We start from the raw sequence: 15,394 nt of genomic DNA on the forward strand, positions 1-15,394 counted from the left end.
GTAAGATGCACTAAAATGGTGCAATGGGGTATTCAATATGGAAACGGCAGACTTACCTGACAACACATTAATTTTAGACTCACTGATACACTCTGTATTGGTTATCAACAAAGAGTTTATTATTTGCTACGCAAATCATTCTGCGTTACAGGTTTTAGCACAAAGCCGTCGAAAACTATTTGAAACGCCTTTCACTGCCCTTTTCAGCTATTACTCTTTTGATGCTGATTTAATGCGTGAAACATTAGCGAATGGACAAAGCTTTACCGACAATGAAGTGATATTGGTTGTCAATAACCAATCACACACAATGTCGCTCAGTGCCCAACCTATTTCCGAGCAACATATTTTGCTGGAACTGGCGCCTATGGATAGTCAACGCCGGTTAAGCCAAGAGCAGATCCAACAAGCCCAACAAATGGCTGCTAGGGAATTGGTTAGGGGGCTGGCACATGAAATTAAAAACCCGTTAGGAGGATTACGAGGTGCAGCTCAATTGCTAGCAAAATCCTTACCTGATCCTGCCTTAACGGAATACACGCAAGTCATTATTGAACAAGCTGATCGCCTACGGGTGCTGGTGGATAGATTGCTTGGTCCTCAACATCCGGGGACAAAAACCCATCAGAGTATTCATCATGTTGTGGAGCGCGTAGCTCAGCTTATTTCCCTTGAATGCCCTGAAAATGTCACCTTATTGAAAGATTACGATCCGAGTTTACCTGAGTTATCACATTACCCAGATCAAATAGAACAGGTACTCCTAAATATTACACGCAATGCTTTACAAGCCGTTGAAAAAACAGGAGGGACGATTATTTTACGTACCCGTACTGCTTTTCAAGTCACGCTTCATGGCGAACGCCATCGCCTTGTTGCTCGCATTGATGTGATTGATACCGGTGATGGCATTCCTCCTCATCTACAAGATACGCTTTTTTATCCTATGGTGAGCGGTCGAGAAGGTGGCAATGGGTTGGGGTTATCTATTGCACGTAATTTAGTGGATCAGCATGCAGGTAAAATTGAATTTACCAGTTGGCCCGGAAATACTGAATTTTCTATTTATTTACCAATTAAGTAGGAGATAACCAATGCAAAAAGGAAATGTATGGGTTGTTGATGATGACAGCTCTATTCGCTGGGTACTTGAACGCGCTATTTCTCGTGAAGGTCTGTCATGTAAAACCTTTGAACATGCGAATGATGTGCTTAATGCACTTAATACAGAAATACCTGATGTATTGTTATCAGACATTCGTATGCCTGATATTGATGGTTTATCTCTTCTAAAAATAATTAAAGAACAATATCCAACTCTGCCCGTGATTATTATGACGGCACATTCTGATCTCGATGCGGCTGTTAATGCCTATCAACAAGGGGCATTTGATTACTTACCAAAGCCGTTCGATATCGACGAAACGTTGGCACTAATTGATCGCGCCATTACTCATTATCGCGAGCAAAAACAACCGAATAACGATGAAACTTCATTGCAATCAGTTTCAGATATGATTGGCGAAGCACCTGCAATGCAAGAGGTTTACCGTATTATTGGTCGGCTTTCTCGCTCTTCAATTAGTGTGCTGATTAATGGGGAATCAGGGACAGGGAAAGAATTAGTGGCACATGCATTACATCGCCACAGCCCAAGATCTTCCTCTCCTTTTATCGCCTTAAATATGGCAGCCATTCCTAAAGACCTGATTGAATCAGAGCTTTTTGGTCACGAAAAAGGCGCATTTACAGGTGCTTCTCAAGTACGACAAGGTCGATTTGAACAAGCGAATGGCGGCTCACTGTTTCTTGATGAAATTGGCGATATGCCTCTTGATATTCAAACACGTTTACTGCGAGTCCTTGCTGAAGGGCAATTCTATCGAGTAGGTGGTTATGCCCCTGTAAAAGTCGATGTACGTATTATTGCCGCTACACATCAAGATTTAGAAAAGCGAGTTCAAGCAGGTGATTTTCGTGAAGATCTCTATCATCGACTCAATGTAATACGTATTCAGTTACCCCCATTACGAGATAGAACGGAAGATATTCCCAGCTTAGCACGCTATTTTCTACAAAAAACAGCAAAAGAATTAGGTGTCGAAACCAAAGCGCTTCATCAGCAAAGTTTGCAAATAATGATGGAATACAACTGGTCAGGTAACGTCAGACAATTAGAGAATGTGTGTCGCTGGTTAACCGTAATGACGGCAAGCCAAGAGATAATGCCTCAAGATTTACCACAAGAAATTCGCCAACCTGATGAGAAAGCCAAAAATATCAGTCGAATTGCTTCTTCTCAACATTGGTCACAGCACCTTTCATTATGGGCAGATGAAGCATTAGGGGAAGGAAAAGAAAATATCTTAACAGATGCCCTACCTCAATTTGAACGCACATTATTACTTAGTGCCTTGGCATACACACAAGGACATAAACAAGATGCGGCAAGATTATTAGGTTGGGGAAGAAATACATTAACCCGTAAATTAAAAGAGTTAGGGATAGAGGAATATTGATCCTCTACCCCTTCATCGATTAAATAACACGCGAGAATTGACGTTGGCGCATTTGATTTCGTAAATAGGTATCAAAACACATACAGATATTACGAATTAGCAAACGTCCTCGTGGTGTAACTTGGATACCGTCTACTGTTATTTCAACTAAACCATCATCCTTCATTGGCACAAGTAATTCTAAATCTTCTTTAAAATAGTCATGGAAGACAATATTGTGCATTTTTTCAATATCAGAAAAACGCAGACTAAAATTACAAATTAAGGTTTTAATTACATCTCGACGAATACAATCATCATTAGTCAGAGATAAACCTCGCCATAGTGCATTCCCTTCACTATTTACACGCGCATAATACTCTTTCAATACTTTTTCATTTTGCGCATAGTTATCGCCTAACATACTTATTGCAGAAACTCCCATGCCTAATAAATCACACTCTTCATGAGTGGTATAGCCTTGGAAATTACGATGTAAAATACCTTTGCGCTGAGCAACGGCTAATTCGTCATCAGGTTTAGCAAAGTGATCCATACCAATAAACTGATAGCCGTTTGTTGTCAGCGTAGAAATTGTTTCTTGTAATATTTCTAATTTTTCTTCAGCTAAAGGGAGATCTTCATCTTTAATTTTACGCTGAGCAGCGAATAAATTAGGTAAGTGTGCATAATTGAAAACACTTAATCTATCGGGTGATAATTCAATAACGCGTTTTAATGTAAAGGCAAAACTCTCTTTGGTTTGCTTAGGTAAACCATAAATTAAGTCAATGCTGGTGGAGTGAAAACCCACTTCACGCGCACGCTCTACCAATGCAAAAATAAACGCTTCATCTTGCTCACGATTGACTTTTTGTTGTACTTCTTTATTGAAATCTTGCACACCCATACTTAGGCGATTAAATCCTTCATGGCGCAGATGATCGATAACATCTAGCTCAATTTCACGAGGATCGATTTCAATAGAGAGTTCTGCATTATCAACAAAATGAAAATGGTGACGTAATAGCGAAACCAATCGGCTAATTTGTTGCTTATCCAGAAAAGTAGGTGTGCCCCCACCCCAATGCATTTGAGTCACTTTTCTGTCTTTAAAATAACGAGCCCTGTTAATAATTTCTTTTTCTAAAACATCAAGATATTCATCTGCCTTATGTTTATGCCGCGTAATAATTTTATTACAGCCGCAGAAATAGCACAGCTTATGGCAGAAAGGGATATGAATATAAAGCGATAAAGGGCGCTCAAGATAACGTTGAGTCGCTTTGATAAAATCATCATCGCCATATTGCTGATTAAACTCTAATGCTGTTGGGTATGATGTATAGCGAGGACCTGAATAGTTATACTTATGGATCAGGTCAAGATCCCAAATAATTGTTTGTTCTGACATGCCTCTACCTTCCAAAAGTGAACCGCTGATATTTCATACCAGCAAACAGACATTATGAATATCTGAAAGAATAGTGTAACCAATAAATCGAGAACTGAATATGATCGAAAGAGGTATCGTATAAATCCCTTTCTTCTTATTGATAGGTGATAACACTCAAATATACGACGTGATGTAAATCACATTATGTAAAAATAGTCTTATCCATTAAATATATTCATGAATAAATTAAGTTTATTCAATATGTTAGTAGTTTTAATTCATCGCGAAATATCAGAAGAAAACTTTTACGCCGAGTTTAAAACGATATATTACTCAAAATACGATTTAAATTAATTAAATATCTCGTTATATTAGTTTTATTATTCTTTTATTCCCTCTTAATTCGATGATTATAATAATAGTAACAATTATATCTTTACCTAAATTATAATATTACATATCCTAGAGACAAACATTGATTAATATCCAACTAGGTCGTGTTTTGATTTAAATTTGAGGCTCATTTAAAGAATAAAGGTCGCTATATTACAAGGAAAGATAGCATCCCCCATACCTTATCTTATTCTAATTGACGTTTCTCTTATTTAATCAGTCTCTTTTATATACCCGAATTATGGATTATTAACCACGGAAGGAAACGGACTAGCAACCAAGGATGGTTTATCTCTTCAATAACAATTCATCTCTTTTATTCACTCTTCTACTTCACGTTTATCTTACAATAAATATATGTAGCATTACCTAGCACCAAATAAGAATAATTATTATTTATACCTACAAATAAAATAAGGCTCTACTTATTTTAAAGTTAATAAGCAGAGCCTTTCTCTTTATTATGCTTATTTTATAGCATTTATTTATTCTGCTTCTTTACCATAATTAGGAGAACGAGGACCATACAGAATGCCATTCGCATTTCCAGCAGAAAGTAAGCGAACACTGGTTATACCCGCAATTTGATAGCTTTTATCTGATACTGTATTCACGATTTGATTCACAACCGCTGAAACCAGCATCCCGACTAAACTACCTGATGAGCCTTCTGTTTCTGTACTTGATGCCGTTGCAGAACTACTCCACAACACACCACCATTACGAAGATCAACAAGCTTGGCTGCGACAGTAACTCGCGTATCACTAGAAATAATTTGGTATGACGTTCCAAATTCGGTGATATCTAAGTATAAAACAGCATCAGCGCCAAAGATTTCACGTAATTTATTAGGACTTACTGCATGAATATCCCCAGCCATGGATAAGCCGTTTTGCTTAAATGTCTCTTCAACGACAGCAACAGGGAACACATAATATCCTGCTTCCGCTAAAGGATACGTCACTTGAGATAAGAAACTGTGTCCAGCTCCAACTTCTGTTGTATGGTTTTGGGGCACCAAGACTAAAATGCTCTTTGGTTTACTCTGCTTAAATGCGGAGTAATCTGTTTTAACAGGCTGAGCACATCCCGTTAATACCAGCGCAAAAGCCAAACAAATTAAAGTGAATAAGCGACTCATTTTTGCATTCCTTTATTTTTCATCAGGCGATCCATAAATTCCGCTGATTCTGGGTAAAGTGCTTTCTCTTCATTAAATTCAGCCATCGCTAAATCTAACGCCCCTGTTGCACCGTATAACATACCTAAATGTGCATGTAATCCCGGTGGAATACCTAATGATTTGGCACGAGAAAGCTCAATACTTTTCTTTAATGCATCGATTTGTGCTTGAGGATCACTTTCACTTTGTTGATAGTGCTGATACACCACTTGTTGATAACTATCCCAGTTATAAAGTGGTTTAGGACCACTTGCACAGCCCGTTAGTAATAATGCACCAAAAACAAGGCTTATTAATGATTTTGACATCGTTATATCCTTATAAAATGTGCATTATTTTGAAGGCTGCCAAGCATTGCTTTCAATGCCTGCAACTAAGTTATTAACTGCTTCACGAATAGCTAAATCAAGTACCTTACCGTTAAGTGTTGAGTCATAGCTTGCTGTTCCACCAAACCCAATGATTTCACGATTAGAAAGCTCGTATTCGCCCGCACCTTGAGATGAGAACACCACTTCTGATGTATTCACATTCACAACGTTTAAGTTCACTTTGGCATAAGCAACTTGTGTTTTACCACGACCTAAAATACCGAATAATTGACGGTCACCAACTTCTTTACGGCCAAATTCAGTGACATCGCCAGTAATAACATATGTTGCACCTTTTAACTGTTGGCTTTGGCCTTTAATGCCCGCTTCTTCTTTTAATTCAGATAAGTTAGTTCTATCTAATACATTAAAACGCCCTGTTTGCTGTAAGTGCGTCATTAAAATCGTTTTGGATTGATTTCCTAATCTATCAACTCCATCAGAGAATATTCCATTCATATAACTAGAACGGTTATCAAACTTACCAATAGAAATAGCGCTCTTAGTGCCGGTATAAGTTGTGTTATAGGTTGCAACTTTAGCAACTTCTAAAGAGCGTGAAGATTCTGATGCACATCCTGCAAGTAATGATGCAGAAACCAAGATCAAACCAAGTGATAATTTATTTAAATTCATATTAATAACCCAATAAAGGTGAAATAAACCTATAGATATTCATTCTATTAATTGAAGTAGAGTTGATATAAACGGAAATAATAATTTTCAGTTTTAGCTCATAAAGCCCACACTTATAAACCTCAGTAATAATAAGGTTAAAAGATACATCAGCTCTTATTTATAATATAAAGGCAATCAGCGGCGGGGAGAATAGAAGATGGGTGATAAAAATAACAACAAATAAATATAGAGATAAAATAGAGAATGCTTTATCTATTATTTTATCAATATCCCTTAAGTCAGTTTAAAATTAAACTTATAAAAAAATGAAAAAGAATTTGTATTACGTTGCTATTTAATTAGTTTTTATAAATATTTTTATCTAAAAGCAACATCTAAATAATGTGTAATAAAAAACGTGATATAACCAATATTAGTTATATCACGCTCATAATTTTTACTCTTTTTACCGACTAATACGGTAGCAATAAATGCGCTATTAGCGTTTTTTTCCAAATGCGGCAGCTAAAGCATCACCCATTGCACTATTTCCCGCACTATTACCATTATTTATTGTCTGGCGGTTATTGCGAGCTGGTTTCTGTCCTTTGTTGTTTCTAGCAGAATTCGCATTATTTGATGATGATTGTTTTTTATCACTATCACCTGCGACTTCATCTAAACGCATAGTCAGTGCAATGCGTTTACGAGCTAAATCAACCTCAAGAACTTTAACTTTAACAATATCTCCGGTTTTCACCACTGTATGTGGATCTTCAATAAATCTGTCTGCTAAAGAAGAGATATGAACCAGACCATCTTGGTGTACACCGATATCAACGAATGCACCGAAATTAGTCACGTTAGTCACAGTTCCTTCAAGGATCATGCCACTGACTAAATCATTCATCGTTTCGACACCTTCAGCAAAGGTTGCAGTTTTAAACTCTGGACGAGGGTCACGTCCCGGTTTTGCTAATTCTTTTAAGATGTCATTAATTGTTGGCAAACCAAATTGCTCTGTAATAAATGCTCTTGCATCTACTTGTGAAATTAAAGTGCTATTACCCATTAAATCATCAATTTTTTGATGTGTAGATTGCAGGATATTTTCAACGACTGGGTACGCTTCAGGGTGAACCGTTGAGGCATCTAGCGGATTTTTACCATCACGAATACGCAAGAAGCCAGCACATTGCTCAAAGGCTTTCGGTCCTAAACGCGCCACTTTGAGCAACTGTTTTCTATCGACAAAGCGACCGTTTTCATCACGCCAGCTAATAATATTTTGAGCAATAGATTGGCTAAGCCCTGCAACACGCGTTAATAACGGTACTGATGCTGTATTTAAATCAACACCAACACCATTCACACAGTCTTCAACAACAGTATCAAGTTTTCTCGCTAATAATGTTTGGCTAACATCGTGCTGATATTGACCAACCCCAATCGATTTAGGATCGATTTTTACAAGTTCAGCCAACGGATCTTGTAAGCGACGCGCGATAGAAACCGCACCACGAATAGAAACATCCAAATCAGGGAATTCATTAGCCGCAAGCTCTGACGCAGAATACACCGATGCACCTGCTTCACTGACAATCACTTTTTGCGCTTTGACTTCTGGATAACGTTTTACTGTTTCAGCAAAAAAGCGCTCTGTTTCACGAGATGCCGTACCATTACCAATCGCCACCAGTTCAACATTATGCTTAATACACAACGCAGCTACACTTGCCGCTGCTTTATCAGCTTGTCCTGTATGTGGATAAATTGTATCTGTAGCAATTAATTTACCCGTGCTATCAACAACCGCAACTTTAACACCAGTACGTAAACCAGGATCGAGCCCCATTGTGGCACGCATGCCAGCAGGAGCCGCCATCAGTAGATCATTAAGGTTACGAGCAAAAACATTAATCGCTTCTTCTTCCGCTTTTTCTCGTAATTGGCCCATCAATTCTGTTTCAATATGCATTAAAACTTTAATACGCCAAGTCCAACTCACAACAGCTTTACGCCAACTATCAGCAGGTTGATTATTTAAGCGTAATCCTAAATGTTCCGTGACCAGTTGTTCACCGTAGCTCTCTTTAGGCGCTTCTTCAAATTGCGGATCTGGATTGAGTGATAATTGAAGTATCCCTTCATTCCGACCACGAAACATCGCTAATGCGCGATGAGAAGGAACATTAGCGATTGGCTCATGGTGATCAAAATAATCACTAAATTTCGCCCCTTCGGCTTCTTTACCTTCAATCACTTTGGCAACAAGATGTGCATTTTTCCATAGATATTGACGAACTTTTGCCAATAATCCGGCATCTTCTGAAAAACGCTCCATTAAAATATAACGTGCACCATCTAAAGCTGCCTTCGTATCATCAACACCTTTTTCTGTGTTGATATAAGCGACTGCCGCTTCTTCTGGGCTATTTTGTGGTTCATTCCACAGTAAATCCGCTAAGGGTTCTAATCCATTCTCAATCGCAATCTGACCACGAGTACGGCGCTTAGGCTTATAAGGAAGATAGAGATCTTCAAGCTCTGTTTTACTTTGAGTTTCATTAATTGAAGATCGCAATTCAGGCGTCAGCTTTCCTTGTTCTTCAATTGATTTTAAAATTGTTTGGCGGCGATCGTTGAGTTCCCGTAGGTAACCGAGGCGAGTTTCTAATTGACGTAATTGCGTATCATCTAATCCGCCTGTGACCTCTTTACGATAACGGGCAACAAATGGCACCGTATTCCCTTCATCCAGTAACGTTATCGCCGAAAGGACTTGCTGGGGCTTAACCGAGAGCTCATCTGCAATAATTCGGCTTAATGATTCATTCATAAAATATTTACCTACCGAGAGGAATAGTTAAAAAAGATGGCTATTATACACGCAGAGCACTAAAAAAATTTGGCAAATTTCCCATCTAGCTCGACAATTATGAGGAAATTAACAGATTATTTTAACATTCACGCTATAGTACCTTTATGAAATTCAATGTTGATGATAGTTTTTATTCGTAATGGCAAAAAGTAACTATATTACTCGCGATGGCTGGTATGCCTTAGACAAAGAGCTAAAATATCTTTGGAAAGAAGAGCGCCCTCGTGTTACACAATCGGTTTCAGAAGCAGCGGCACAAGGCGACCGTTCAGAAAATGCTGAATATATTTATGGAAAGAAGCGATTACGTGAAATTGATAGACGTGTTCGTTTTTTATCAAAACGCCTTGATGAACTAAAAATTGTTGACCCTGATCCTCGCCAAGAAGGAAAAGTCTACTTTGGTGCTTGGGTCACGCTTGAAGATGATGACGAAAACGTCAAAACTTTTCGACTTGTGGGTCCCGATGAGTTTGATCCAGCAAAACAGTGGATTTCTATTGATTCACCCGTTGCCAGAGCGCTCATTGGTAAACAAGTTGATGATGAAATTAGTGTGCAGACACCAGGTGGTGAAGTTAATTACTGCGTATTATCTATCAAATATCATTCGGAATAAGATAAATAAATAGTTTTATCCCCTTCCTTAGGGCTAATGAACAAGTTTTATCTATAAATTATTAACATTTATTCTTTGGTTTTGGTTTAATATTCTTATCGATGATAGAATTCGCTAATAAAAGCATTTGCACTTCGGGAGCTTAAAAAATGCAAGAAAGTTATAAAGTGCTAATCGTGGATGATGATTTACGTCTACGTTCACTCTTAGAGCGCTATTTGACAGAGCAGGGTTTTCAAATCCGTACTGCTGCAAACGCCGATCAGATGGATCGTCTGCTCACTCGCGAATCTATCCATCTTATTGTGCTCGATTTAATGCTTCCAGGTGAAGATGGTCTATCTATTTGCCGCCGCTTAAGAAGCCAAAACAACCCTATCCCTATTATTATGGTGACAGCGAAAGGGGAAGAGGTTGATAGAATTGTTGGGCTTGAAATTGGTGCTGATGATTACATCTCAAAACCATTTAACCCAAGAGAACTACTGGCACGTATTCGCGCTGTTCTTCGTCGTCAAGCAAATGAATTACCGGGCGCGCCTTCACAAGATAACGCCATTATCTCTTTTGGTAAGTTCAAGCTGAACCTTGGTACACGCGAAATGTTCCACGAAGAAGAGCATATGCCTCTGACGAGTGGTGAATTTGCTGTATTGAAAGTACTGGTATCACACCCTCGTGAACCACTGTCTCGTGACAAATTAATGAGCCTTGCTCGTGGTCGAGAATACAGTGCTATGGAGCGTTCAATTGACGTTCAAATTTCTCGTTTACGTCGCATGATTGAAGAAGATCCAACACACCCTCGTTACATTCAAACGGTTTGGGGTCTTGGTTACGTCTTTGTTCCTGATGGAACCAGCGCTCAATGAGAAGGCTGAGGCTTTCCCCTCACAATAAACTGACGCGCTCTTTATTTCTGGTTATCTCGCTACTTTTTTTTAGCTTGATAGCCAGTTATATCGTTGTGCAGCATCTTATTGTTGGGCCAAGCCTTCAGCAATTCAATAAAGTATTAGCGTATGAAATACGCACTTTAATGCCTGAAGAATTGATCCTCGTTGATGGCACCCCGCTAAAAATCTCCCCTGCTTTACGCAATAAAATCTATAACGAATTAGGCATTTCTTTCTTTGATAAAAAAGCAGCACTTGAAGAAGGCCTGTATTGGGCAAAAATAGATGATGAATTAAGTGAGCAGATGACTGAATATCTGGGGGGAGAAACCGAAATTTGGATCGAGAATACGCTGGAATACCCTGTTTTATGGGTCAATACACATATGTCTCCCTCGCTTTGGATACGTGTTCCGTTGACTGAATTAGGGCAAAACTTCTTACTCCCCGTTTATCGGCAAGCGATTATTTTTATTATTATCGTTGTCGCTTTTTTCTGGCTCTATAGTCGTTTTCAAAATCGCCCACTTAATGAAGTGGAATATGCAGCGCGTCGCATCGGAAAAGGAGTTATTCCTCCTCCTATTCCTGAATCTGGCTCTTCTGAAATGCGCTCAATTATTCGTGCCTTTAACCAGATGTCATCAGGAATTCGCTCATTAGATAATGATAGAACGCTCGTTATGGCAGGTGTCAGCCATGATTTGCGTACGCCATTGACTCGAATTCGTCTAGCAACGGAAATGATGAGTCCCGAAGATAGTTACCTCGCAGACTCTATCAATAAAGATATCGAAGATTGTGATGCCATTATTGGGCAATTCTTAGACTATATGCGCACGGGTAAAGAGATGTCTTTAGAGCTGTGTGATATGAATAATCTATTGCAAGAAGTCATTTCAGCCGAATCTAATTCAGGGAAAATCAGTGAAGAACATCTTCATCCTGAACCTATTAATATCACAGCTAACCCTATTGCGGTAAAACGAGCACTTACCAATATGGTTGTGAATGCCACTCGCTATGGTAATGGCTGGATAAGCGTTTCAAGTGGCAAAAATGAAGAATATGCTTGGTTCCAAGTTGAAGATGATGGCCCCGGTATCCCACAAGAAGATAGACAACGTCTTTTCCAACCTTTTGTTCAAGGTGAGCAAGCGCGTAGTTCAACGGGTGCAGGTTTAGGTTTATCCATTATTCGCCGTATTATGGATGCTCATGGTGGTTATGTTGAGCTTGATGATAGCATTAAATGCGGATTATTAATTCGAGCTAACTTCCCATTAAAAGAGCGTGAAGATGAGGATGATTAGTCCTCTCTATTTCAAGTATTGAAGTGCTTTTTTATTACGCCATCTCCATTCTAATTTCTCTCCTCCTATAAATATTTCATCATTTTTTTGCTTTGTCATAAAACTGTCACAATTAAGACATTTAATTGTCATCAAACTGACCTATTGTCTGTGCGTACCGTAACCGAAGTTGATAGATGTCGAAAATTATTCTACCTATCCCACAGGAGGGATTATGAAACTGATGCGTACCACCCTGACTAGTGTCATTGCCGCTGCGTTTTCAATGACCGCTCTTTCTGCACAGGCAACGACCTCGCTGACTGGTGCGGGCGCAACGTTCCCTGCCCCAGTTTATGCTAAATGGGCAGATTCCTATCAGAAAGAAACGGGTAACAAAATTAACTACCAAGGCATTGGTTCCTCTGGTGGTGTAAAACAAATCATTGCAAATACCGTTGATTTTGGTGCTTCTGATGCGCCATTAGCAGACGATAAATTACAAGCTGACGGTTTATTCCAATTCCCTACCGTGATTGGTGGCGTTGTTATGGCAGTCAATATTCCTGGTATCAAATCAGGTGAACTGACCTTAGATGGCGATACTATCGGTAATATCTACCTAGGCAAGATCCAAAAATGGAACGACCCTGCCATCACTAAACTTAATCCGGGCGTAAAATTACCAGACCAAAATATCGCAGTTATTCGCCGTGCAGATGGTTCAGGAACCTCTTTCGTTTTCACTAGCTACTTATCAAAAGTAAATAGCGCATGGAAAGATGAAGTAGGCGCTGGCTCTACTGTTAAATGGCCGACAGGCTTAGGTGGAAAAGGGAATGATGGTATCGCGGCATTCGTTCAACGTGTACCAGGTTCAATTGGTTATGTTGAATATGCTTACGCGAAACAAAACAACCTTGCTTATACTAAATTAGTCACCGCTGACGGTGAGGCAATCGCACCAACAGCAGACAGTTTTAGTGCCGCAGCAAGAAAAATTGATTGGAGCAAAAGCTTTGCACAAGACCTGACTAATCAGAAAGGTGAAAACGCATGGCCGATTACTTCCACCACCTTTATCTTAGTGCATCAGAAACAGCAAAATGCAGAAAAAGGTAAAGAAGTACTGAATTTCTTCAACTGGGCTTACGACAAAGGTAATCAAGAAGCGAAAAATCTAGATTACGCCGTACTACCCGCAGAAGTTGTAGAGCAAATTCGTGCAGCATGGAAAACAAGTATTAAAGACAGTAATGGTAAACCGATTTACTAATAAAATCGGGAACCATTAAGAGATAAGTTAACGTTCACCCCCTGCAAAACAGGGGGTAATAAATTAAAAGAGGCTTTATGGCCGAGCATACAACGGTAATAAAGGCCCCTAGTAAACGAGGGGACGTTATTTTCAGCGCACTAGTTCGTCTAGCTGCGTTGATTACACTTTTGCTTTTAACAGGTATCATTGTTTCACTGATTTTCGCCTCATGGCCAAGTATTCAACAATTTGGCCTTTCATTCTTATGGTCGAAAGAGTGGGATCCTCCTGCTCAGGAATTTGGGGCACTAGTACCCATTTACGGCACCATTGTAACTTCAGTCATCGCACTGGTTATTGCCGTTCCTGTCAGCTTTGGTATCGCTCTTTTCTTAACTGAATTAGCGCCTAATTGGTTAAAACGCCCGTTAGGTATCGCTATTGAGTTACTCGCCGCTATTCCAAGTATTGTTTATGGTATGTGGGGACTGTTTGTCTTCGCACCACTCTTTGCAACCTATTTCCAAGAGCCGGTAGGTAATGTGCTTTCTTCTATTCCTATCGTTGGCGAGCTTTTCTCTGGCCCTGCTTTTGGTATCGGGATCTTAGCTGCAGGCGTTATCCTCGCTATCATGATCATTCCTTATATCGCTTCTGTTATGCGTGATGTGTTTGAACAGACGCCTGTCATGATGAAAGAGTCTGCCTACGGCATTGGGTGTACAACATGGGAAGTGATTTGGAATATCGTTCTACCTTATACCCGTAATGGCGTTATCGGCGGTGTTATGTTGGGATTAGGACGTGCCTTAGGTGAAACTATGGCGGTAACCTTTATCATCGGTAATACCTACCAATTAGACTCTGCCTCGTTATTTATGCCAGGTAACAGTATCACGTCTGCATTAGCGAATGAATTTGCTGAAGCTGAGACGGGATTACACACTGCTGCATTAATGGAATTAGGGCTTATCCTGTTTGTCATCACCTTTATCGTTCTTGCGATTTCTAAGTTTATGACATTACGTTTATCAAGAAATGAAGGAGCGCGCTGATATGTCTAAAACATCCTCTTCTTCATTGCGAGTTCAAACAGAAAACGAGCTGCGTGTACGCCATAAACGCCAACTTTGGCGTCGTCAAAAAAATCGTATCGCGCTATTTTTATCTGTCTCTACCATGGCATTTGGTCTTTTCTGGTTAACATGGATTTTATTCTCCACGTTTACCAAAGGCTTCGATGGCATGTCACTTGCACTTTTTACTGAAATGACACCTCCGCCGAATACTGATGGTGGCGGATTGGCGAATGCCATTGTCGGTAGTGGATTACTCATCCTTTGGGCAACAGTGATTGGAACACCATTGGGTATTCTTGCAGGGATTTATCTTGCTGAATATGGTCGTCGTTCATGGCTTGCTGAAACCACACGCTTTATTAACGATATCTTGCTGTCAGCGCCGTCAATCGTTGTCGGGCTTTTTGTCTACACCATTGTTGTCGCACAGATGCAGCACTTTTCAGGATGGGCGGGAATTATCGCATTAGCGTTACTGCAAATTCCTATCGTTATTCGCACCACTGAAAATATGTTGAAGTTAGTACCTGATAGCTTACGCGAAGCCGCTTACGCATTAGGGACACCAAAGTGGAAGATGATCTCTAAAATCACCTTAAAAGCCTCGGTATCAGGCATTATCACAGGTGTGTTATTAGCGATTGCGCGTATTGCAGGCGAAACTGCACCACTGTTATTTACTTCACTATCAAATCAATTCTGGAGCACAGACTTAAACGAACCGATAGCTAACTTACCTGTAACTATCTTTAAGTTCGCCATGAGTCCTTTTGCACAATGGCAAGAGCTTGCTTGGGCTGGCGTATTACTTATCACCCTCTGTGTTCTATTTATCAATATTATTGCGCGCGTGCTATTTGCTAAACGCAAGCACGGTTAACGCAGAAAGTTAAGTAAGAGAGACGTTGA

At 39.6% G+C, this 15,394-nt stretch carries 13 protein-coding genes; 8 read left to right on the top strand and 5 right to left on the bottom strand.

The window, feature by feature from the left end; genetic code table 11:
• Positions 1-37: 37 nt before the first annotated feature.
• Together glnL and glnG are read left to right on the top strand one after the other, a co-directional pair.
• Positions 38-1,084 (top strand): nitrogen regulation protein NR(II), encoded by a 1,047-nt coding sequence (gene glnL, locus D7029_RS17655; RefSeq protein WP_075671278.1) that lies wholly within the window; start codon positions 38-40, stop codon positions 1,082-1,084.
• A gap of 10 nt (positions 1,085-1,094) precedes the next feature.
• Entirely contained in the window at positions 1,095-2,519 is a 1,425-nt protein-coding gene (gene glnG / locus D7029_RS17660; protein WP_088494325.1) for a nitrogen regulation protein NR(I), read from the top strand.
• A 19-nt stretch (positions 2,520-2,538) separates the two neighbouring features.
• Here glnG and hemN read toward each other — a convergent pair whose 3' ends face one another.
• The 5 genes from hemN to D7029_RS17685 form a co-directional block, all read right to left on the bottom strand.
• A complete protein-coding gene (hemN, locus tag D7029_RS17665) occupies positions 2,539-3,912 on the bottom strand; it encodes an oxygen-independent coproporphyrinogen III oxidase (RefSeq protein ID WP_194951398.1) in 1,374 nt (457 codons plus the stop codon).
• A gap of 860 nt (positions 3,913-4,772) precedes the next feature.
• A complete protein-coding gene (locus D7029_RS17670) occupies positions 4,773-5,429 on the bottom strand; it encodes a DUF799 domain-containing protein (protein ID WP_088494323.1) in 657 nt (218 codons plus the stop codon).
• Entirely contained in the window at positions 5,426-5,779 is a 354-nt protein-coding gene (locus tag D7029_RS17675) for a DUF4810 domain-containing protein (RefSeq protein ID WP_194951399.1), read from the bottom strand. Before D7029_RS17675 ends, D7029_RS17670 begins: the two co-directional genes overlap by 4 nt.
• A gap of 24 nt (positions 5,780-5,803) precedes the next feature.
• Entirely contained in the window at positions 5,804-6,478 is a 675-nt protein-coding gene (locus D7029_RS17680; protein ID WP_194951400.1) for a CsgG/HfaB family protein, read from the bottom strand.
• A 481-nt stretch (positions 6,479-6,959) separates the two neighbouring features.
• A complete protein-coding gene (locus tag D7029_RS17685) occupies positions 6,960-9,299 on the bottom strand; it encodes a Tex family protein (RefSeq protein ID WP_194951401.1) in 2,340 nt (779 codons plus the stop codon).
• Between the two features lie 181 nt (positions 9,300-9,480).
• Here D7029_RS17685 and greB point away from each other — a divergent pair, with 181 nt between their 5' ends.
• From greB to pstA, 6 genes are all read left to right on the top strand, one after another.
• Positions 9,481-9,960, top strand: a complete 480-nt coding sequence (greB, locus tag D7029_RS17690) for a transcription elongation factor GreB (RefSeq protein ID WP_006534574.1) — start codon at positions 9,481-9,483, stop codon at positions 9,958-9,960.
• A gap of 149 nt (positions 9,961-10,109) precedes the next feature.
• A complete protein-coding gene (gene ompR / locus D7029_RS17695) occupies positions 10,110-10,832 on the top strand; it encodes a two-component system response regulator OmpR (RefSeq protein WP_036933800.1) in 723 nt (240 codons plus the stop codon).
• Entirely contained in the window at positions 10,829-12,169 is a 1,341-nt protein-coding gene (gene envZ, locus D7029_RS17700) for a two-component system sensor histidine kinase EnvZ (RefSeq protein WP_194951402.1), read from the top strand. The genes ompR and envZ overlap by 4 nt, the downstream gene beginning before the upstream one ends.
• A gap of 214 nt (positions 12,170-12,383) precedes the next feature.
• Complete coding sequence (gene pstS / locus D7029_RS17705) at positions 12,384-13,424, top strand: phosphate ABC transporter substrate-binding protein PstS (RefSeq protein ID WP_088494319.1); 1,041 nt, start codon at positions 12,384-12,386, stop codon at positions 13,422-13,424.
• 77 nt (positions 13,425-13,501) lie between these two features.
• Positions 13,502-14,461, top strand: coding sequence for a phosphate ABC transporter permease PstC (pstC, locus tag D7029_RS17710; protein ID WP_088494318.1), 960 nt, complete (start codon positions 13,502-13,504; stop codon positions 14,459-14,461).
• Position 14,462: 1 nt separating this feature from the next.
• A complete protein-coding gene (pstA, locus tag D7029_RS17715) occupies positions 14,463-15,365 on the top strand; it encodes a phosphate ABC transporter permease PstA (RefSeq protein WP_228766712.1) in 903 nt (300 codons plus the stop codon).
• Positions 15,366-15,394 lie beyond the last annotated feature (29 nt).

The organism is Proteus vulgaris (assembly GCF_016647575.1).
In the GTDB taxonomy this organism is placed as follows: domain Bacteria; phylum Pseudomonadota; class Gammaproteobacteria; order Enterobacterales; family Enterobacteriaceae; genus Proteus; species Proteus mirabilis_B.

What these genes read in the sequence shown, in the direction of transcription:
- glnL (WP_075671278.1), top strand. Translation starts at nt 38, where the DNA reads ATGGAAACGGCAGACTTACCTGACAACACATTAATTTTAGACTCACTG.
- glnG (WP_088494325.1), top strand. Translation starts at nt 1,095, where the DNA reads ATGCAAAAAGGAAATGTATGGGTTGTTGATGATGACAGCTCTATTCGC.
- hemN (WP_194951398.1), bottom strand. Translation starts at nt 3,912, where the DNA reads ATGTCAGAACAAACAATTATTTGGGATCTTGACCTGATCCATAAGTAT.
- D7029_RS17670 (WP_088494323.1), bottom strand. Translation starts at nt 5,429, where the DNA reads ATGAGTCGCTTATTCACTTTAATTTGTTTGGCTTTTGCGCTGGTATTA.
- D7029_RS17675 (WP_194951399.1), bottom strand. Translation starts at nt 5,779, where the DNA reads ATGTCAAAATCATTAATAAGCCTTGTTTTTGGTGCATTATTACTAACG.
- D7029_RS17680 (WP_194951400.1), bottom strand. Translation starts at nt 6,478, where the DNA reads ATGAATTTAAATAAATTATCACTTGGTTTGATCTTGGTTTCTGCATCA.
- D7029_RS17685 (WP_194951401.1), bottom strand. Translation starts at nt 9,299, where the DNA reads ATGAATGAATCATTAAGCCGAATTATTGCAGATGAGCTCTCGGTTAAG.
- greB (WP_006534574.1), top strand. Translation starts at nt 9,481, where the DNA reads ATGGCAAAAAGTAACTATATTACTCGCGATGGCTGGTATGCCTTAGAC.
- ompR (WP_036933800.1), top strand. Translation starts at nt 10,110, where the DNA reads ATGCAAGAAAGTTATAAAGTGCTAATCGTGGATGATGATTTACGTCTA.
- envZ (WP_194951402.1), top strand. Translation starts at nt 10,829, where the DNA reads ATGAGAAGGCTGAGGCTTTCCCCTCACAATAAACTGACGCGCTCTTTA.
- pstS (WP_088494319.1), top strand. Translation starts at nt 12,384, where the DNA reads ATGAAACTGATGCGTACCACCCTGACTAGTGTCATTGCCGCTGCGTTT.
- pstC (WP_088494318.1), top strand. Translation starts at nt 13,502, where the DNA reads ATGGCCGAGCATACAACGGTAATAAAGGCCCCTAGTAAACGAGGGGAC.
- pstA (WP_228766712.1), top strand. Translation starts at nt 14,463, where the DNA reads ATGTCTAAAACATCCTCTTCTTCATTGCGAGTTCAAACAGAAAACGAG.